General features: G+C 72.9%; 16 protein-coding genes. 8 read left to right on the top strand and 8 right to left on the bottom strand.

Annotated features, from left to right (window positions below; all coding sequences use genetic code 11):
• Window positions 1-618: 618 nt before the first annotated feature.
• On the top strand, window positions 619-1,524 hold the full coding sequence (locus J3486_RS19955; protein WP_207821928.1) for a hypothetical protein: 906 nt from the start codon (window positions 619-621) through the stop codon (window positions 1,522-1,524).
• Between the two features lie 109 nt (window positions 1,525-1,633).
• Here J3486_RS19955 and J3486_RS19950 read toward each other — a convergent pair whose 3' ends face one another.
• Window positions 1,634-3,079, bottom strand: coding sequence for an MFS transporter (locus J3486_RS19950; protein WP_207821926.1), 1,446 nt, complete (start codon window positions 3,077-3,079; stop codon window positions 1,634-1,636).
• Between the two features lie 123 nt (window positions 3,080-3,202).
• Between J3486_RS19950 and J3486_RS19945 the strand changes: the two genes are divergently transcribed.
• Window positions 3,203-3,682, top strand: coding sequence for a MarR family winged helix-turn-helix transcriptional regulator (locus J3486_RS19945; RefSeq protein WP_207821923.1), 480 nt, complete (start codon window positions 3,203-3,205; stop codon window positions 3,680-3,682).
• Window positions 3,683-3,756: 74 nt separating this feature from the next.
• Here J3486_RS19945 and J3486_RS19940 read toward each other — a convergent pair whose 3' ends face one another.
• From J3486_RS19940 to J3486_RS19925, 4 genes are all read right to left on the bottom strand, one after another.
• Window positions 3,757-4,638 carry a hypothetical protein gene (locus J3486_RS19940; protein ID WP_207821922.1) on the bottom strand — a complete coding sequence of 294 codons (882 nt, stop codon included), beginning with the start codon at window positions 4,636-4,638 and terminating at the stop codon, window positions 3,757-3,759.
• A 254-nt stretch (window positions 4,639-4,892) separates the two neighbouring features.
• Window positions 4,893-7,316 carry a LuxR C-terminal-related transcriptional regulator gene (locus J3486_RS19935; protein WP_229378226.1) on the bottom strand — a complete coding sequence of 808 codons (2,424 nt, stop codon included), beginning with the start codon at window positions 7,314-7,316 and terminating at the stop codon, window positions 4,893-4,895.
• 853 nt (window positions 7,317-8,169) lie between these two features.
• On the bottom strand, window positions 8,170-9,123 hold the full coding sequence (locus tag J3486_RS19930) for an SDR family oxidoreductase (RefSeq protein WP_207821920.1): 954 nt from the start codon (window positions 9,121-9,123) through the stop codon (window positions 8,170-8,172).
• A 1-nt stretch (window position 9,124) separates the two neighbouring features.
• Window positions 9,125-9,892 (bottom strand): SDR family oxidoreductase, encoded by a 768-nt coding sequence (locus J3486_RS19925; protein ID WP_207822016.1) that lies wholly within the window; start codon window positions 9,890-9,892, stop codon window positions 9,125-9,127.
• A gap of 104 nt (window positions 9,893-9,996) precedes the next feature.
• Here J3486_RS19925 and J3486_RS19920 point away from each other — a divergent pair, with 104 nt between their 5' ends.
• From J3486_RS19920 to J3486_RS19895, 6 genes are all read left to right on the top strand, one after another.
• The gene (locus J3486_RS19920; RefSeq protein WP_229378225.1) at window positions 9,997-10,863 is read left to right on the top strand and encodes an enoyl-CoA hydratase family protein; all 867 of its coding nucleotides are present in this window, start codon (window positions 9,997-9,999) and stop codon (window positions 10,861-10,863) included.
• 2 nt (window positions 10,864-10,865) lie between these two features.
• A complete protein-coding gene (locus J3486_RS19915; protein WP_207821918.1) occupies window positions 10,866-11,714 on the top strand; it encodes a CoA transferase subunit A in 849 nt (282 codons plus the stop codon).
• Window positions 11,711-12,478: a CoA-transferase subunit beta gene (locus J3486_RS19910; protein ID WP_207821915.1), complete on the top strand. Its 768-nt coding sequence runs from the start codon at window positions 11,711-11,713 to the stop codon at window positions 12,476-12,478. The genes J3486_RS19915 and J3486_RS19910 overlap by 4 nt, the downstream gene beginning before the upstream one ends.
• A complete protein-coding gene (locus tag J3486_RS19905; RefSeq protein WP_207821913.1) occupies window positions 12,475-13,545 on the top strand; it encodes a nitronate monooxygenase family protein in 1,071 nt (356 codons plus the stop codon). The genes J3486_RS19910 and J3486_RS19905 overlap by 4 nt, the downstream gene beginning before the upstream one ends.
• Before the next feature lie 79 nt (window positions 13,546-13,624).
• On the top strand, window positions 13,625-14,539 hold the full coding sequence (locus tag J3486_RS19900; protein WP_307804868.1) for a tyrosine-protein phosphatase: 915 nt from the start codon (window positions 13,625-13,627) through the stop codon (window positions 14,537-14,539).
• A 77-nt stretch (window positions 14,540-14,616) separates the two neighbouring features.
• A complete protein-coding gene (locus J3486_RS19895; protein WP_207821908.1) occupies window positions 14,617-15,600 on the top strand; it encodes an SDR family NAD(P)-dependent oxidoreductase in 984 nt (327 codons plus the stop codon).
• 20 nt (window positions 15,601-15,620) lie between these two features.
• Here J3486_RS19895 and J3486_RS19890 read toward each other — a convergent pair whose 3' ends face one another.
• From J3486_RS19890 to J3486_RS19880, 3 genes are all read right to left on the bottom strand, one after another.
• Window positions 15,621-17,252: a DEAD/DEAH box helicase gene (locus J3486_RS19890; RefSeq protein ID WP_207821906.1), complete on the bottom strand. Its 1,632-nt coding sequence runs from the start codon at window positions 17,250-17,252 to the stop codon at window positions 15,621-15,623.
• An 83-nt stretch (window positions 17,253-17,335) separates the two neighbouring features.
• Window positions 17,336-17,539: a cold-shock protein gene (locus J3486_RS19885; protein WP_005318814.1), complete on the bottom strand. Its 204-nt coding sequence runs from the start codon at window positions 17,537-17,539 to the stop codon at window positions 17,336-17,338.
• A 174-nt stretch (window positions 17,540-17,713) separates the two neighbouring features.
• The gene (locus J3486_RS19880) at window positions 17,714-18,871 is read right to left on the bottom strand and encodes an acetyl-CoA C-acetyltransferase (RefSeq protein ID WP_207821903.1); all 1,158 of its coding nucleotides are present in this window, start codon (window positions 18,869-18,871) and stop codon (window positions 17,714-17,716) included.
• Between the last annotated feature and the right edge of the window lie 12 nt (window positions 18,872-18,883).

Raw genomic sequence — 18,883 nt, 5'->3', positions numbered from 1 at the left:
GGTTGCGTTGGCGGGGGGGAGCTGGGTGTGGGGGGGGGGGGCCTGGTGGGGGCGCGCGGCGCGGCGGATCCGGCGGCCCGCCTGGGGTGCGGGGACCCGCGCGACCGGCCGTGTTCGTGCGGCACCCGGCGATGGTGCGGCGGGGCCGAGGCGGAGGCCGGTCGGTGCGCTCGCCCCGCGCCGGGGTGCCGCCTTGCCCACCCTGCCGCCCATGGCGGCAGATTGCCCAAGGCGGGTGGGGTGGGGCGGGCGGCAGATTGCCCAAGGCTGGTGGGGCGGGGCGGGCGGCAGATTGGCCAAGGCGGGTGGGGCGGGGCGGGCGGCAGATTGGCCAAGGCGGGTGGGGCGGGCGGCAGATTGCCCAAGGCTGGTGAGGGCGGGCGGGGCTCCGGCGACGGTGGCGCGGTGCAGGTGGGACGGGGTGGGGTGTGACGGATGGGGCGGGGTGTGCGCTGGAGGAGTGCGTGCCCTCGTCCGGTCGCTCCGACTCCCCCCGGGACCGGTCGGACGAGGTCGCGCGTGCTGTTCCGGGGAGGCGGGGCCGCCGTACCCTGGGAGCGCCGGGTCCGGGGGCGGGCCCCGGAGGGACACGGCCCGGCGGCACCAGGGGGTGCGCACGTGGCGAACGGCGGGCCGGTGGTGCACGGCTATCCGCATCTGGAGACCGTGCGATCGGCGATCACCGCGCTGTACAAGCGCCTCTCCTACGACACCGTCCACACCTTCGCGACCAGCGTCCCCCCGGCCGACGTGGCCTTCTGCGACCAGGACGATCTGCACATGGGGGCGCAGCGGGTGGCCCGTGAGCTGGTGCGCCACTACCACCTGCCGGACGCCCGGATGATCGTGAGCTTCCGCGAGATGGAGCACGCGGCGAGTGTCGAACTGGCGGCGGGGCCCGAGTACTTCATCGAGCTGAACGACCGTTTCCGTACGCACCGCAGGGACATCGGCGCGGCCCTGGCCCACGAGGTCATGCATGTCTATCTGCACCGGCTCGGCCTGGAGTTCCCGGGGACGCGGGACAACGAGATCCTGACCGACACCGCGGCGACGTATCTGGGCGCGGGCTGGCTGCTCCTGGACGCGTACCGGGAGGACGCGGCGTCGTCGCAGAAGCTGGGCTATCTGACGCCGGAGGAGTTCGGGTACGTGCTGGCGAAGCGGTCGCTGGCGTTCGCGGAGGCGCCGGAGACGTGGTTCACCAGCCCGCAGGCGTACACGGCGTACACCAAGGGCCTCGCGCAGGCGCGGCGCGACGAGCAGCAGCCGCCGTTGACGGCGGCCGGGTGGGCGGGGCGGCGGCGGTACGCGAAGGACCGGCGGTACGCGCAGGACCACGGGGCGCGGGGGCCGGTTCCGGTCGGGCCGTACGCGTTCTCGGCGGACGGGGCGCAGGGGCGGGGCGCGCTGCGGGTGGCGTTCCCCTGTCCGACGTGTCACCAGCGGATCCGGGTGCCGGTGCGGGGGCGCGTCCGCGCGCGCTGCGGGTTGTGCCGGACCGTGCTGGAGTGCGACACGTAGGCGGGAGCGACGCCCGGTTCACGGGTGCGGCTCGGCGAGGTCCGGGTACGGCCGTGCGCCCCTGAAGGCCTGCGCTGCGCGCAGTTTCAGGGGCGCGGGGCCGGCGCGGTCAGACGTCGTCCCGGATCACGGCCTTGCGGGGCAGCGCCGTGCAGAGCAGGGCACAGAGCACGAACCCGGCGACGACCCACGGCATCGCCACGGTCAGCGCGTGGGTCAGACCCCCGCCGATCTGGCCGAAGAAGATCGTGCCGAGCACCGCGGCGCCGAGCGCGCCGCCGAACTGCTGGGCGGTGGAGAGGATCCCGGAGGCGCCACCGGCGAGTTCGGCGGGGACCGGCGAGAGCACCACGTTGACCAGCGGGACGACGAGCAGTCCGAGTCCGGCGCCGGCGACGACGAGCCCCGGCACCAGCGGCCACGCCCCGGCGTGCACGGCGGCGGCGTGCTCGATCGCGTACCAGACGGCGGCGAATCCGCCCGCCATGAGCAGGGAGCCCGCGGCGAGGACGAGGCGGCCGTACTTCACGGCCAGCGGGTCGGCGACCGGCGCGGTCAGGAAGCAGCCCGCGGAGAACGTGATGGAGACGACGCCGGCCTGCGTCGGCGTGTAGCCCTGACCCGTCTGCAGCCAGATCGCGAAGACGAGGAAGAAGCCCTGCATGCCGATGGAGAACAGGAGTTGGACGAGGACGCCGACGGAGAACGCGGGGAGCCTGAAGGCCCGTGCGGGCAGCAGGGGCACGATCCGACCGTCGTGGCGGCGGCCCTCGACGACCGCGAGTCCGATGACGGCGAGCACCCCGGCGGCCAGGCAGACCCAGCCCCACAGCGGCCAGCCGTTGCTGCGGCCCTGCACCAGCGGCAGCACGATCGCGACGAGTCCGGCGGCGAGCACGACGCTACCGAACAGGTCGGGGCGGCGCGCGGAACGCTCGCGGGTGGCGGGTACGAGGACGTGGCCGGCGATGAAGGTGGCGACGGCGACGGGTACGTTCACCAGGAACACCGAACGCCAGCCCCAGCCGAAGAGATCGGCGTCGGTGAGCACCCCGCCGAGCAGCAGCCCGATCGCGGAGGCGAAGCCGGCCACGGCCCCGTACATCCCGAACGCGGCACCGCGCTCCTTGCCCTGGAACAACGTGCGGAACGAGCCGAGGACCTGCGGGACGAGCACGGCCGCCATGACGCCCTGCACGGCGCGCGCGGCGATCAGCTGGCCGGGGCTCTGCGCGATCCCGCAGGCCAGGCTCGCCAGGCCGAAGCCCGCGGTGCCGGCGAGGAACAGTCCTCGCCGGCCGAACCGGTCGCCGAGGTGCCCGGAGACGATGAGCGTGGACGCGAAGCCCAGCAGATAGGCGGAGACGAGCCACTGCAGGGCGGATTCGGAGGCGTGCAGTTCGGCGCCGATGGAGGGGATCGCGACGTTGACGATGGTCGAGTCGAGGAGGTCCATCAGCGCCGCGATCATCATCACGACGGCGACGGCCCAGCGGCGGGGGTCGGGGGCCGCTTCCTGCGGCGCGGTGGGCGGTGCGGCGGCGGCGGTGGACATGAGGGCTCCCTGGTTCCGGGCTCGAGATTTATTTCGTTCGGACTAACGAAAGAGTTGCACCGGAGCAGGCTTGATCGCAACCCTTTCTTTCGGGCGAACTAAATATTCGGTAGCCTGGACCTCATGACCGAGGAGCAGAGCAGGGAAGAACAGGGCAGGGACGAGGCGCTCCGCGACATGATGGAGACGGGCCGTGAGCACAGCGCCGCCACGATCATGTTCCATACGGCGGTCTCCGCCTCCCAGGGCCTGAATCCGACCGAGTCGAAGACCCTCGACCTCCTCGTGAAGCACGGCCCGCTCACCGCGAAGGACCTCGTCGCGCACACCGGTCTGGCCCCCGCGTCGGTCACCGGCCTCGTGGACCGGCTCAGCGCCAAGGGCTTCGTACGCCGCACCAAGCACGCCACCGACAAACGCCGTGTGACGATCGAGCTGAACCGGGAGAAGATCTCCGAGCTGGCCAGCTTCTTCGACACGTGGGCGAAGGACGTCGTGGCGGCGTGCGACGAGTTCAGCACCGAGGATCTGCGTACCGTCACCCGGTTCCTGGCCGTGATGACCGAGGTACAGCGCGAGGCCGCCGCCCGTCTCTCCCGCTGACGAACGGCGGCGGATCGCCGGAGCGGCCCTCTGGGGCGGCCCACCCGAGCGGCCCTCTGGAGCGGCTCACCGGATCAGGCGGAGAGCCGCCAGTCGTACATCACCCGGTAATGCCCGCCATGGCCGTGGAAGCTCACCTGCGCCGGGCCGGCGAGCGGGCGCGGGACGAGCACGGCCGGGCGGAAGGTGTCGTCGCCGAACCGCACCCTGAGCCGGTCGAAGACCGCGCCGACGACGGCGCAGGCCGCGTCCGGGGCGTCCTGCCCGAGCAGCGCGGCCACCTTGCGGTGGGCCAGCGCGAACAGCCGGTCCACATGATCGGCGAGCGTGTCGCCGTCGCGGGCGTCGCGCGGGTCCTGCGTGGCCAGGACGAGGAACACGGGCGGGGCGAACACCGGCTGCCCGTCGGTGAATTCGGCACGGTGCAGGGTGCGCGGCGGCGCGTAGGCGACCGTGTCACCGCTGTGGAAACGCCCCGGCTCCAGCGGTTCGCTCCTGTGGGCGGTGGCGGCCGGGGCGGCCGGGACCGCGGTGACCGTGACCGGGTCCGAGCCCCATTCGTCGGTCTCGTCGTGGCACCACACCTGGTGGACGCGCAGGTCGAGGTGGTGCGGCGGCGGCGCCGTGGACACGGCGACCAGCGGCGGACCCGCCGACTCCGTTACCGGCAGGGCCAGTTCGGCGGGCGGCGGCAGACGGCGGGCCTGGGACTCCACCGACTCCGGCGAGCGCAGATCGACGTGGGCCAGGCCGCCGAGGCGCGCCGCACGCCCCGGCCCGTCCGCGAGATCGGCCAGCACGGCGGCACCGGCCCGCTTCTTGCGGTCGTCCGGTACGTCGTAGAACCGCTCGGCGAGCAACTGCTCGGGCGCCGAGCGGTCCGCGGGCAGCGGGTACTCGGCGGGCCGTGCGTAATGCGCGGCCACCTTGTCCGCGGCGAGACCCAGCTCGCGCACGACGTGGTCGACGACGACCCTGTACGGCGAATGTGGCGGTGGCGGCAGTTGCACAAGCCACCGTGACGGTTCAGGTGCAGGTACAGGCGGAGGTACAGACGAAGGTGTAGATGAACGTGAAGATGATGGCGACAGTGACGGTCGCAGCAGCATGTTGGTGTTCCCCCGTGGATGTGCGGCTTTGCGTTAGCGCGGTGGTGCGGTTCTGCGCACGACCGTAGGGCGCGGGGGATGTCGGCGCCCCAGGGTGCGGCCTAGGGGTTTCCCCGGTCGGCGCCCAGCGGATCGCGGAGCGTGAGACGGGCGGCGAGGCGGGTGCGGGAGTCGACGCCGAGCTTCGCGTAGGTCCGGCCGAGGTGGTACTCGACGGTCTTGACGCTGATGACGAGGGCGCGGGCGACCTGCCGGTTGGTGAGCCCGGCGGTGACGTGCCGGGCCACGGCCAGCTCCTGCGGAGTGAGCAGGAAGGCGGCGTCCTCGGGCCTTCTCGCCGTACGTTCCTGCCGCTCACCGCCGCCCGTGTCGAGGCCGCACGCCGCCAACTCCCGCTCGCAGCGCTCCAGATCGGGCCGCGCCGCGAGCCGTACGAGGACGGCACGGGCCCGGCCGAGCTGCTCGGCGGCGCGGCTGCGCTTCCCGGTGCGGCGCAGGAAGGCGCCGTACGCGAAGTGGGCGAGGGCGCGGTCGAAGGGGGCCTCGACGTGCGGGGCGTGCTTGAGGGCCCGGCGGTAGGCGCGGTCGGCGGCCGCCGGGTCGCCGCGGGCCGCTTCCAGGGTGCCGCGGGCTCGGGCGGCGCGTAACAGTGCGCCGTGATGCCCGCGCTGGGTGGCGATCACCTCGTACGGGGTGAGGGCCTCGGCCGCCCTCTTGTGCTCGCCGAGGGTGCTCCAGGCGTCGGCGAGCAGATCCCGCCACGGGGTCAGTCCCGGTTCCTCGATGTCGCCGCGGCGGGCGAGGGCGGGCAGCGGTTCCAGGTGCAGGGCGACCTCTTCGGCGGCACCGCGGGCGCGGGCGATATGGGCCTCGGCGAGCGCCGACCACAGCACGGGGTTGGTGTGCCCGAAGCGCGCGTACTCGGTGATGACCCGGGTGTGCGCCTCGGCCTTCGCGAACGCGCCGCGTCCCGCGTGCAGTTGGGCCGCGAGCATCCGGCAGAACAGGGCGATGTGCGGCTGGTCGGTGTCGGCGGCGAGGGTGAGGGCCTGGTCGGCGTGGGCGAGGGCGTCGTCCCAGGCGCCGGCGCGGTGTTCGGCGGAGGCGAGGCAGGTCGCGGCGACGACGCGGAAGGAGGCGGCTCGGCCGCGGCCCGCCGCGTAGACCCCGGTCAGGTCCTGGACGGCGCCGGTCAGGTCGCCGACGACCTCGCGCAGCGTGCCGCGGCCGAGCAGTTCCTCCAGCTGGGCGGGGGTGGCTACGGCCGGATCGGGGAGCGGCCCGAGCCGGTCGAGCGCGGTGCGGGCGCCGCCGCTCAGCGCGAGACCGGTCAGCCGCAGGTAACGGATCATGTCCGTCGCCGTGTCCTGCGGTGCCAGGCGCAGCGCGAGATCGGCCCACTCGGCCATGTCGGCGCCCCGCGCCATGCTTCCGTACAGCGCGGCGAACTGGCCCGCGATCCTGGCCCCGAGGACCGGTTCGCCCCCGGTGTCGCAGCGCTGCCAGGCGTCGCCGAGCAGAGCCTCGGCCCGTCCCAGGTCGAACAGGAGCAGCCGTCCGAGCAGATAGCTGCGCCAGCCGCTCGGCGCGAACTCCCCGATGCGGGAGGCGACATCGGCGACGTTCGCCACGTCTCCCGCGAGCAGTGCGCTCTCCACCGACTCCAGGGTGTACCGCTCGCGCCGCTCGCGCCGCGCCGTCAGCCGGGCCGCGTCGGCGAGCTGCCGCGTCGCGCTCGCCCAGGCACCGTGTGCCGCGAACTCCCGCCCCACCGCGCCCAGTTCGGCCGACAGCTCCTCGTCCGTCCCGGTCACCGCGAGCGCCCGGTGCCGGAGCGCCACCGTGCGGTCCTGGACGACGTCGGCGGCGGCCCGGTGCAGCGCGGACCTCCGGGCGGGCCCCAGCCGGTGGTACACCGCGGCGTGCACCAGGGGGTGCGGGAATCTGACGTCCCCGCTCCCGGGCGGGGCGGTCAGCAGTCCCGCGCCCACGGCCTCCTCCAAGGCAAGCAGCGCCTCCGGCCCGGGCCCGGGCACCCCACTGCCGCCCTCGCCCTCGCCCTCGCCCGTGAGCGGTCTCCCGGGCTCCCCCGGGAACGCCAGGCGGGCGGCCGCCGTGAACGGGCAGTGACTGCCCAACACTCCGGCCGCGCTGACCAGGGCTTCCGTGGAGGCGCCGCACGCGGCCAGACGGGAGAGGACCAGCGCGGTGACGGACCTCGGGGCCGGCGGTGTGACGTCCGGCCGCTCCAAAGACGCGACCAACGCCTCGCCCTCCTGAGCCAGCAGCGCCAGAACGTGCAACGGGTTGCCGTCCGTGTGCGCGTGCAGCCGCGCCGCAGCCCGCGCGGTGAGCCGCACCCCGCCCGCCCGCGCCGCGAGGCTGCGCACCTCCTCGGGCCCGAGCCCACCGAGCCCGATCCGCACCGAGCCCGCCGAGGTGAACAACCTCTTCACCCCGTCCGGCACTTCGGCCTGGTGCAGATCCCGGGCGACGACGATCGCGACGACCCGATCGGCCCGCAACCGCCGCACCGCGAACGCGAACGCGGTCAGCGACGCCGGGTCGGCCCACTGCGCATCATCGATAACAACCGCAACGAGCCCGGCCCCCTCCGACCCCTGAGAGCCTCCGGAGACCTCCCGACCCTGAGAACCTCCGGCGTTCCCCAAACCCCGAAAACCGCCCGGCCTCCCCGAACCCTGAGAACGTCCAGAGCCCTCCGAACCCAGGGCACCTCCGGAGACCTCCCGACCCTGAGCACCTCCGGCACTCTCCCGACCCTGGAGACATCTGGCACCCTCCCGACCCTGAGCACCTCCGGAACCCCCCAGCCCCTGAGAACCTCCGGGACTCTCGGAACCCTCGACCGCCTCCAGACCCTGGCCCTCCTCCAGACCCTGGACCCCTTCCAGACCCTCGCCCCCCTCCGGACCCTGCGAACTTCCGGACCCCCCCGAGCCTCCGACACCCTCGGAACTCCCGCCCCCCTGCGCCTCGTCGACCGCTTCGAGCAGCGCGGCACCCGCCTCGATCGGATCGCTCCACTCCCGTCCGCCGCGGCCGCCGAGCAGTTGCTCCACCACTCCGAACGCGAGCCCCTTCTCGACCTCCTCCCCGCTCGCGTACAGCACACGGTCCACGTCGGCGAGGAACCGGCGCACCAGCGCGGTCTTGCCCACTCCGGCGACGCCCTCGACGAGCACCCGCTGGGGCACCCCGCGTCCGCCGTCCCGTCGTGTCCGCTCCCACACGGCGAGCGCGTCCGCCCGCCCCACCCACACGAACCGCTCCCTGTCCTCCTCACGATCCACCCGCCCACGCTAGGCCCGAACCCCGGCCTCCGCTCCCCCGGCGACCAGGTCTCCCGGTGCGCGTCTAGGCCCCGTAGACCGCCCCGGGCGCAGCCGCCCGCTCCAACAGTTCCCGCGCCGCCTCCCCCGCTCCCGCCGCCGTCCATCGCTCCCCCTTGTCGACCGTCGGTCCGGGCCGCCAGCCCTCCATGACCGTGATCCGTCCGGCCTCCACCTCGAACACCCGCCCCGTAACCCCGTCGCTCGGCGCCCCCGACCCGAGCCAGGCCACCAGCGGTGACACGTTCTCCGGGGCCATCGCGTCGAAGCCGCCGTCCTGCGGCGCGGCCATCGTCTCGGCGAAGGTGGCCTCCGTCATCCGGGTCCGCGCGGCCGGCGCGATCGCGTTGACCTGGACGCCGTACCGCCCCATCTCCGCCGCGGCGACCAGAGTCAGTCCGAGGATCCCCGCCTTGGCGGCGCTGTAGTTCCCCTGCCCCACCGAGCCCAACAGGCCGGCCCCCGAAGAGGTGTTGACGACGCGGGCCTGCGGCCTGCGGCCCGCCTTCGCCTCGGCCCTCCAGTACGCGGCGGCATGCTGGAGCGGCAGGAAGTGTCCTTTCAGGTGGACCCGCATCACGGCATCCCAGTCGTCCTCCGCCAGATTCACCAGCATCCGGTCCCGTAGGAATCCGGCGTTGTTCACCAGCGTGTCCAGCCGCCCGAACGTCTCGACGGCCGCGGCCACCAGCGAGGCTGCCCCCTGTGCCGTGGCGATGTCCCCGCCGTGCGCCACCGCCTCCCCACCCGACGCCCGTATCTCCGTCACCACCCGGGCCGCCGGGCTGTCGGCGGCCGGTGCCCCGTCGAGGCCTACGCCCAGATCGTTCACCACGATCTTCGCGCCCTCCGCGGCGAAGGCCAGGGCGTGTGCGCGCCCGAGCCCGCGCCCGGCCCCGGTCACCGCGACCACCCGCCCCGCGCACAGCCCGCTCCCGGCCTCAGCCGCCGCGACCGCCGACTCCTTGGGCTCCGTCATCTCACGCCTCCCTATTGGCTGTTGCCACATCCAAGAACGCGGGGCGCTCCCCGCCACCGTGCACGAGCAGGCTCGACCCGGTGATGTACGAGGCCGCGTCCGACGCAAGGAACACGGCCGCCTCTCCTATCTCGCACGGTTCGGCCAGCCGGCCGAGCGGGACGGTCGCGCCGACCGCGGCGATGCCGTCCTCGTCCCCGTAGTGCAGTGCGGAGAGTTCGGTGCGCACCATGCCGAGCACCAGCGTGTTCACCCGTATCTCCGGGGCCCACTCCACGGCCATGGACCGCGCCAGGTTCTCCAGGCCCGCCTTCGCCGCGCCGTACGCCGCCGAGCCCGGCGAGGGGCGGGTGCCGCTCACGCTGCCGATCATCACGATGGAGCCCCGGGCGGCGGCGAGCTTCTCCCGGGCGGCCAGCGACACGGTCAGCGGCACCGTCAGGTTCAGCTCGATCACCCGGGCGTGCCGCTCGGCGTCGCTCGCGCCGAGCAGCCGGTACGACGTCCCGCCCGCGTTGTTGACCAGCACGTCCACCCGGTCGAGCCCCGCGACCATCTCGCGCACGGCCGCACCGTCGCGCAGGTCGACGGACAGGAACTCGCAGCCTTTCAAGGGGACTTCGGGTGGTCTGCGCGCGCACGCCACCACCCGCGCCCCGGCCTGCGCGAACGCCCCCGCGATCCCCGCCCCCACTCCTCTCGTCCCACCCGTCACCAGCACGACCCGCCCGCTCAGATCCCCCTTGCGCGATCCGTCCGCCCCGCCCATCGCGTCCGCCCCTTCCGCCCTCGCACCCATTCCCTGGACTCCCGCCGCCTGCTAACGTCGTCGCCGTACCAAACAAACGTTAGGTGGAAAGGTAGCTGAACGCCATGGGTGTCTCCACCTCCTCACCCGAAAAGGGGATCTCGGTCGTCACGGTCGACTTCCCTCCCGTCAACGCGCTGCCGGTGCGGGGTTGGTACGACCTGGCGGACGCGGTGCGCTCCGCGGGCCGCGACCCGGACGTCAACTGCGTGGTGCTCACGGCGGCCGAGGACAGCAGGGGATTCAACGCGGGGGTGGACATCAAGGAGATGCAGCGCGAGACGGCGTCCGCGGCCGGCGGGCACACCGCCCTGGTCGGCGCCAACCGCGGCTGCTACGAGGCGTTCTCGGCGGTGTACCAGTGCGAGGTCCCGGTGGTGGCGGCGGTCGGCGGTTTCTGTCTGGGCGGCGGCATCGGGCTGGTGGGGAACGCGGACGCGATCGTGGCGAGCGACGACGCCACGTTCGGCCTCCCCGAGCTGGACCGCGGCGCGCTCGGCGCCGCCACGCACCTCTCCCGCCTGGTCCCCCAGCATCTGATGCGCGCCCTCTTCTACACCTCGCGCACCGTCACGGCCGCCGAGCTGCACGCCCACGGCTCGGTGTGGCAGGTCGTCCCACGCCCACGGCTGCACGAAGCAGCGCTGGAGCTGGCCCGCGACATCGCCCGCAAGGACGGCTCCCTCATCCGACTCGCGAAGGCCGCGCTGAACGGGATCGACCCGGTCGACGTCCACCGCAGCTACCGCTTCGAGCAGGGCTTCACGTTCGAGGCGAACCTCAGCGGCGTCGCCGACCGCGTCCGCGACACCTTCGGCGACCGCGAACAGCGTGAGCGACATGAGCAACGTGAGCAACGTGAGCAGCCAGATCAGCGCGCGCAGGCCGAACAGCACCAGCAGTCCGACCGACACGGGCAGGAGGACAACTGACCATGTCCGACAAGACGATGACGCCCGAAGAGGTCGTCGCCCGGCTGCGCAGCGGCATGACGATCGGCATCGGCGGCTGGGGCTCGCGCCGCAAGCCGATGGCGCTGGTGCGCGCCCTGCTGCGCAGCGATGTCACGGACCTGACCGTGGTCTCGTACGGCGGTCCTGACGTCGGCCTGCTGGCCGCCGCCGGGAAGATCCGCAAGCTGATCGCCGCGTTCGCGACGCTCGACTCCATCCCGCTCGAGCCGAACTTCCGGGCGGCGCGCCAGCGCGGCGCGTTCGAGCTGATGGAGGTCGACGAGGCGATGTTCATGTGGGGGCTGCACGCCGCGGCGAACCGGCTGCCGTTCCTGCCGGTCAGGGCCGGTATCGGCTCGGACGTGATGCGGGTGAACCCGGACCTCAGGACGGTCACGTCACCGTACGAGGACGGGGAGACGTTCGTCGCGATGCCCGCCCTGCGGCTGGACGCGGCGCTGGTCCATGTGAACCGGGCGGACCGTACGGGCAACGGCCAGTACCTGGGCCCCGACCCGTACTTCGACGATCTGTTCTGCGAGGCGGCGGACGCGGCGTACGTCTCCTGTGAGCGACTCGTCGACGGGTTCGCCGCCGACGTCGTGCCGCAGTCGCTGCTCCTCAAGCGGCACGCGGTGACCGGGGTCGTCGAGACACCGAACGGCGCGCACTTCACGTCCTGCGTTCCCGACCACGATCGCGACGAGGCGTTCCAGAAGATGTACGCGACCACGCCCTGGCCCGAGTTCGCCGCCCGTTTCCTGCCGCAGGACGGCGACGAGAAGCAGTATCAGAGCGCCGTACAGGCCTGGCACGAGGAGCAGAAATGACCACCTCCGAGACCGTCGCCACGACGGCTGTGACCCGCGCCGAGTACTGCGTGATCGCCTGCGCGGAGGCCTGGCGGGACAACGGCGAGGTGCTGGCCAGCCCCATGGGCCTGATCCCCTCGGTCGGGGCGCGTCTGGCCAGGCGGACGTTCGCGCCGGATCTGCTGCTCACCGACGGTGAGGCGATGCTGGTCGGCCTCGACGGGACGCCGGAAGGCTGGCTGCCGTACCGGCAGCATCTGGCGATGGTCACCGGCGGCGACCGGCACGTGATGATGGGCGCCAGCCAGCTCGACCGGTTCGGCAACCAGAACATCTCGTGCATCGGTGACTGGTCGCGCCCCGACCGGCAGCTGCTCGGCGTGCGTGGCGCTCCGGTCAACACGCTGAACAATCCGGTGAGTTACTGGGTACCCCGGCACAGCACGCGCGTGTTCGTCGAGAAGGTCGACATGATCAGCGGGGTGGGCTACGACAGCGCGGCCGCCGCCGGGCCCTCCGCCACGCGCTATCACCGGTTGCCCCGGGTGGTCACGAATCTGGCGGTCCTCGACTTCGCGACACCGGATCACACGATGCGGCTCGCTTCCGTGCATCCGGGTGTCACGGTCGAGGAGGTGCGTGAGGCGACCGGGTTCGCGCTCGCGCTTCCGGAGGACGGCGAGGTGCCCTTCACGCGCGAGCCGACCGCGGCGGAGCTGCGGCTGATCCGTGAGGTCATCGACCCGACGACGCTGCGGGAGCGCGAGGTCACGTCCTCATGAGCGGCGCCGAGTTCACCCTCGACACTCCCCTGACCAAGCTCATCGGCATCCGCCACCCTCTCGTGCAGACCGGGATGGGCTGGGTGGCGGGGCCTCGGCTGGTCTCCGCGGCGGCGAACGCGGGCGCGCTCGGCATCCTCGCCTCCGCGACCATGACGCTCGGCCAACTCCGTTCGGCGGTACGCGAGGTGAAGGCACGGACCGGCAACCCCTTCGGGGTGAATCTGCGGGCCGACGCGGGGGACGCGCGCGAGCGGGTCAAGGTGATCGTGGACGAGGGTGTGAAGGTGGCCTCGTTCGCGCTGGCGCCCTCGCGCGACCTGATCGCCGAGCTGAAGGACGCGGGCGTCGTCGTCATCCCCTCCATCGGCGCCCGCCGGCACGCCGAGAAGGTCGCGGCGTGGGGCGCGGACGCGGTGATCGTGCAGGGCGGGGAGGGCGGCGGCCACACCGGCGAGGTGGCGACCTCCGTGCTGCTGCCGCAGGTGGTGGACGCCGTGGACATACCCGTCGTCGGGGCGGGCGGCTTCCACGACGGGCGCGGCCTGGTCGCCGCGCTCGCCTACGGGGCGGCGGGGATCGCGATGGGCACCCGTTTCCTGCTCACCTCCGACTCCACCGTCCCGGACGCGGTCAAGGCGAAGTACCTCGCGGCGAGCGTCAAGGACGTCACGGTGACGACCGCCGTGGACGGGTTGCCGCACCGCATGCTGCGGACGGACCTCGTCGACTCGCTCGAAGGCGGCAGCCGCGCCGGGGCGTTGCTGCAGGCGGTCCGGCGTGCCGCCGGTTTCAAGAAGCTGTCCGGCCTGTCCTGGTCGCAGATGGTCAGGGACGGGCTCGCGATGAAGCACGGCAAGGACCTCACGTGGAGCCAGGTCCTGCTCGCCGCCAACACTCCGATGCTTCTGAAGGCCTCCATGGTCGAGGGCCGCACCGACCTCGGCGTCATGGCGTCGGGCCAGGTCGCGGGGGTGATCGAGGACCTGCCCAGCTGTGAGGAACTCGTGACCCGCGTGATGGCCGAGGCCCGGCACGTGCTCGGCACCCTGCCGACACCAGGGTGATCCGCCGATCTCACCGCTTCCGTAAGGGAGTTCACCTATGTCAGGCAGCTCGCTCCCCGGTACTTCCGCACGCACGGCAGTGACACGTATCAGTCCGGTGCCGCTCTCGCGGCGCCGTCTGCTGGGCGCCGCGCTCGGCACGGCGGCCCTGGCCGGTGCCGGCGCCGCCCCGGCGGCCTCCGCCGCGCCCCGCTCCACGGGCGCGATCCGGCACATCCTCTTGCAGGGTGGCGCGGTGAACGTCCGCGACATCGGTGGCTACCGCGCCGCGGGCGGCCGCGTCCGGTACGGGGCGGTGTACCGCGCCGACGCACTGAGCAAGGTCACCGACGCCGACGTGGCGACGCTCGGGGGGCTCGGGCTGCGCCAAGTCGTCGATTTCCGGGTCCCGTTGGAGCTCCGGTACGACGGCGCGGACCGGCTGCCTCCGGGGCTCGCGCCCACGTCCCGGCCGGTCTCGGACAACGGCCTGTACGCCCAGCTCCTCGGCGTGATCGCGGCCGGGGACCCGGCCACGCAGGAGGAACTGCTCGGCAACGGCAAGGCGGCCGCGTTCATGCGCGGTGTCTACCCGATGTTCGTCTCGGACACCGACAACCGCGCGCAGTTCGCGGCGACGCTGCACGACATCGCGTACGGCGGGCGCGGCGCGCTGCTGTACCACTGCACCTCCGGCAAGGACCGCACCGGCTGGGCGACCTATGTCCTGCTGCGCCTGCTCGGCGTGGGCCGGCAGGACGCCGTGGCCGACTACTTGGCGTCCAACACGTTCCGCGCCGCGTACGACGCACGCACCCGCGCGGCGCTCGCACAGTCGGGGCAGATGCAGAACCCCGACCTGCTGATCCCGGTCCAGGAGGTGCGCGTCGAGTACCTCGCGGCCGCCCTCGACCAGGTGCACGACGACTACGGAAGTCTCGGCCGGTACGTCCGTGAGGGCCTCGGCGTCGACCGGCGCACCGTCGCGCGCCTGCGCGCCCGGCTCGTCGGCTGATCGGCCTCCGGGCTCGGGGCTGCCGCGTGGCGGGTCGGCTTGCCCTCGTGTGCACTCCAACTCCTAGCGTCCCGGGCATGGGAACCTCCAGCACACCTCAGCACAGGATCGGCAGCGGCTTCGGGGCGCACAGCACGGCGGCCGAAGTCGCCGCCGGTGTCGATCTGACCGGCAGGACGGCTCTGGTCACCGGCGGGTACTCGGGCCTGGGCCTGGAGACGACGCGGGCGCTGGCCGGGGCGGGCGCGCGCGTGATCGTGCCCGCGCGGCGCCCGGAGACGGCGCGCGCGGCGCTGCACGACATCCCCGGCACGGACGTGGCCGCGCTCGATCTGTCGGACCTGGAGAGCGTGCGCGCCTTCGCCGGCGGCGTCCTGGACTCGGGCCGCACCCTCGACCTGCTCATCGCCAACGCGGGGGTGATGGCGACACCTGAACAACGAGTGGGCCGGGGCCGGGAGTTCCAGTTCGCGACGAATCATCTGGGGCATTTCGCGCTGGTGAACCAGCTGCGTCCGGCGCTCGCGCCGAGCGGCGCCCGGGTCGTCTCGCTGACGTCCTCAGGCCATTTCCTGACCGGCATCCGCTGGGACGACATCGACTTCCGTACCGGATACGACCGTTGGCTCGCCTACGGTCAGGCCAAGACGGCCAACGCCCTCTTCGCGCTGCACCTGGACCGGCTCGGCGCGGCGAGCGGCGTCCGTGCGTACGCCGTGCACCCGGGTTCGATCCTGACGCCGTTGCAGCGGCACATCCCGCGCGAGGAGTGGGCCGGGCGCGGCTGGCTGACGGAGACGGGTGCGCCGCCGGCCGGTTTCAAGACGCCGGAGCAGGGCGCGGCGACCAGTGTCTGGGCGGCGACGTCCCCGCTCCTGGACGCGGACGGCGGCGCGTACGGGGGCGCCTACTGCCAGGACTGCGACCTGGCCGAATCCGTGCCTGACGACGCCGACGACATGCTCGTCGGCGGGGTCAAGTCGTGGGCGCGCGACCCGGAGGCGGCGGCCCGGTTGTGGGCTCTGTCGGCGGAGCTGACGGGCGTGGACGCCTTCGCCTGACGGCTCCGCCGCACCGTGGGTTACGCCGCAGCCTGGCGGGGACCGCGACCACGGCGGTTGCCCCCGGCAGCGGCCCCGGTCTTGGCGGCGGCACCGGCGCCGCCGGAACGGCGTCGCGCGCCGCCCGCAGCCGTACCGGACGTGGCGCCGGAACCGGCGCCCGCCTTGGCGGCGTTCGCCGAACGCGGCTGGCGCGGCTGGCGCTGCTGCCCCTCGGCGGCCGGCTTGCCCGCGCCGCTGCCCGCACCGCGGGAGCCGCGCGAACGACGCGACCTGCGCGGCTTGGAGGCGTCGCCCGCCTGGGCGGGCGTGGGCTCCGGAACGGCGATGACCACGGCGACACCGGACGGCTCACGCGCGCCGGTGATCTCCACCAGTTCCTCGTCGGTGGAACGGACCTGCGTCGTACGCGGCTGGATGCCGGCGTGCCGCATCAGTCGCTGTACCTCGCGCTTCTGCTCGGGCAGCACGAGTGTGACGACGCTGCCGGACTCGCCGGCGCGCGCGGTGCGGCCGCCGCGGTGCAGGTAGTCCTTGTGCTCGGTCGGCGGGTCGACGTTCACGACGAGGTCGAGGTCGTCGACGTGGATGCCGCGCGCGGCGACGTTCGTGGCGACGAGCGCGGTGACGCGGCCGTCCTTGAACTGCTCCAGGGTGCGGTTGCGCTGCGGCTGGCTGCGGCCGCCGTGCAGCGGGGCCGCGTAGACGCCGTTCGCGAGGAGTCGCTTGGCGAGGCGGTCGGCGGAGCGCTTGGTGTCGACGAAGAGGATCACGCGGCCGTCGCGGGCGGCGATCCGGGCCGTGACGGCCTTCTTGTCGGTCTCGTCCTGGAGGTGCAGGACGTGGTGCTCCATGGTCGTGACGGCGCCGGCCGACGGGTCGACGGAGTGCACGACCGGGTCGGAGAGGAACTGCTTGACCAGCCGGTCCACGTTCTGGTCGAGCGTCGCCGAGAACAGCATGGTCTGGCCGCCGGGAGCGACCTGCTTGAGCAGGGCGGTGACCTGCGGCATGAAGCCCATGTCGGCCATCTGGTCGGCCTCGTCGAGGACCGTGATGCGCACCTGGCCGAGCTCGACGTCGCCGCGCTCGATGAGGTCCTTGAGGCGGCCGGGGGTGGCGACGACGACCTCGGCGCCGCGACGCAGCGCGCCCGCCTGGCGGGAGATCGACATGCCGCCGACGACGGTGGCGAGACGCAGGCGCAGCGCACCGGCGTACGGGGTCAGAGCGTCGGTGACCTGCTGCGCGAGCTCGCGTGTGGGGACGAGGACGAGGGCGAGCGGCGCCTTCGGCTCGGCCTTGCTGCCGGCGGTGCGGGCGATCAGGGGGAGCCCGAAGGCGAGGGTCTTGCCGGAGCCGGTGCGGCCGCGGCCGAGCAGGTCGCGTCCGGCGAGAGAGTTGGGGAGCGTCGCCGCCTGGATGGGGAACGGCTCGGTGACGCCCTGCTCACCCAGCGTCTTCAGCAGGGCGGCGGGCATGTCGAGGTCGGCGAAGTCGGCGACCGGCGGCAGCGCGGGGGTGGTGTTCTCCGGCATGGTGAACTCGCGCGGCGGCGTGGGCTGTTGCCTGCGCTGCTGCTCGGAGCCGCGACGCTTCCCTGCGGCGGGACGAGAGGGACGGCGACGGGACGGACGGGCAGAGCTGGTCATGCGGCAGGCCTTCCGGGGACGGGGACAGCATGAGCCGGGGCCCGCACCGTGACGGTGCGGGCCCCGGCCCGGTGATGCTGGGATCAGGCGGGGAGGATGTTCTCCGCCTGCGGGCCCTTCTGGCCCTGGGTCACGTCGAACGTGACCTTCTGGCCCTCCTGGAGCTCACGGAAGCCCGAGGTGGCGATGTTCGAGTAGTGGGCGAAGACGTCGGCGCCGCCGCCGTCCTGCTCGATGAAGCCGAAGCCCTTTTCCGAGTTGAACCACTTCACGGTACCGGTGGCCATGTCGTTCTCCTTAAGAACAAGGAAGCAGCCCCCATTCCGAGAACACCCCGGTTAAAACAATAATGCGCCTGAGGAACATTCCCGTCAGGCGCACATAAAGTCTATGGGTACCAAAACTGCAACACCTAGACTCTAGCACGCCTGCGCCTCAGGCGCCTCATCGGTCAGAAGTGCTCAGAGTCGCTCGATGATCGTCACGTTGGCCTGGCCGCCGCCCTCGCACATGGTCTGCAGGCCGAACCGGCCGCCGGTGCGCTCCAGTTCGTGCAGCAGCGTCGTCATCAGCTTCACCCCGGTCGCGCCCAGCGGGTGACCGAGTGCGATCGCCCCGCCGTTCGCATTGACCTTCGCGGGGTCGGCGCCGGTCTCTTTCAGCCAGGCGAGGACGACCGGTGCGAACGCCTCGTTGATCTCCACGAGGTCCATGTCGCCGATGCCCATGCCGGACTTCTTCAGGGCGTACGCGGTCGCGGGGATCGGTGCGGACAGCATGCGGATGGGGTCCTCGCCGCGTACGGAGAGGTGGTGGATCCGGGCACGCGGAGTGAGTCCGTGCTCACTTACTGCCTGCTCGGAGGCTATGAGCAGGGCCGCGGCGCCGTCGGAGACCTGGGACGAGCAGGCGGCGGTGACGGTGCCGCCCTCGACGACCGGCTGGAGTCCGGCCATCTTCTCCAGGGTGGTGTCGCGACGCGGCCCCTCGTCGGCGGTCACCTCCCCGTAGGGGACGGTCTCGCGGGCGAAGCGGCCCTCGTCGAGGGCGCGGATCGCGCGCTGATGCGACTGGAAGGCCCATTCCTCCTGGTCACGGCGGGTGATGCCCCATTTCTGGGCGATGAGCTCGGCACCGTGGAACTGGTTGACGGGCTGGTCTCCGTAGCGGGCGCGCCAGCCCTCGCTGCCGAGGTAGGGGCCTTCGGTGAGGCCGAGGGGTTCGGCGGCCTGCCGGGAGGCGAAGGCGATCGGGATCATCGACATGTTCTGCACGCCGCCCGCGACGACCAGGTCCTGGGTGCCGGAGAGCACGCCCTGGGCGGCGAAGTGCAGGGCCTGCTGCGAGGAGCCGCACTGCCGGTCGATCGTGACGCCGGGGACCTCTTCGGGCAGGCCCGCCGCCAGCCAGCTCGTGCGGGCGATGTCGCCGGCCTGCGGGCCGACGGTGTCGAGGCAGCCGAAGACGACGTCCTCGACGGCGGCCGGGTCGATGCCGGTGCGGGCGACGAGTTCCTTGAGGACGTGGGCGCCCAGGTCGGCGGGGTGGACGGCCGAAAGCCCTCCCCTGCGCCGCCCGACGGGGGTGCGGACCGCTTCGACGATGTAGGCCTCGGCCATGACGACTGCTCC

Origin of the sequence: Streptomyces sp. VRA16 Mangrove soil, from assembly GCF_017377775.1 — a bacterium.
GTDB lineage: Bacteria > Actinomycetota > Actinomycetes > Streptomycetales > Streptomycetaceae > Streptomyces.
The sequence above is the reverse complement of the archived record's forward strand: the minus strand, read 5'-3'. Positions and strand labels throughout refer to the sequence as shown.

Coding starts and splice junctions, on each gene's coding strand:
- J3486_RS19950 (WP_207821926.1), bottom strand. CDS start 3,079: ATGTCCACCGCCGCCGCCGCACCGCCCACCGCGCCGCAGGAAGCGGCC.
- J3486_RS19945 (WP_207821923.1), top strand. CDS start 3,203: ATGACCGAGGAGCAGAGCAGGGAAGAACAGGGCAGGGACGAGGCGCTC.
- J3486_RS19930 (WP_207821920.1), bottom strand. CDS start 9,123: ATGACGGAGCCCAAGGAGTCGGCGGTCGCGGCGGCTGAGGCCGGGAGC.
- J3486_RS19925 (WP_207822016.1), bottom strand. CDS start 9,892: ATGGGCGGGGCGGACGGATCGCGCAAGGGGGATCTGAGCGGGCGGGTC.
- J3486_RS19920 (WP_229378225.1), top strand. CDS start 9,997: ATGGGTGTCTCCACCTCCTCACCCGAAAAGGGGATCTCGGTCGTCACG.
- J3486_RS19915 (WP_207821918.1), top strand. CDS start 10,866: ATGTCCGACAAGACGATGACGCCCGAAGAGGTCGTCGCCCGGCTGCGC.
- J3486_RS19910 (WP_207821915.1), top strand. CDS start 11,711: ATGACCACCTCCGAGACCGTCGCCACGACGGCTGTGACCCGCGCCGAG.
- J3486_RS19905 (WP_207821913.1), top strand. CDS start 12,475: ATGAGCGGCGCCGAGTTCACCCTCGACACTCCCCTGACCAAGCTCATC.
- J3486_RS19895 (WP_207821908.1), top strand. CDS start 14,617: ATGGGAACCTCCAGCACACCTCAGCACAGGATCGGCAGCGGCTTCGGG.
- J3486_RS19890 (WP_207821906.1), bottom strand. CDS start 17,252: ATGACCAGCTCTGCCCGTCCGTCCCGTCGCCGTCCCTCTCGTCCCGCC.
- J3486_RS19885 (WP_005318814.1), bottom strand. CDS start 17,539: ATGGCCACCGGTACCGTGAAGTGGTTCAACTCGGAAAAGGGCTTCGGC.
- J3486_RS19880 (WP_207821903.1), bottom strand. CDS start 18,871: ATGGCCGAGGCCTACATCGTCGAAGCGGTCCGCACCCCCGTCGGGCGG.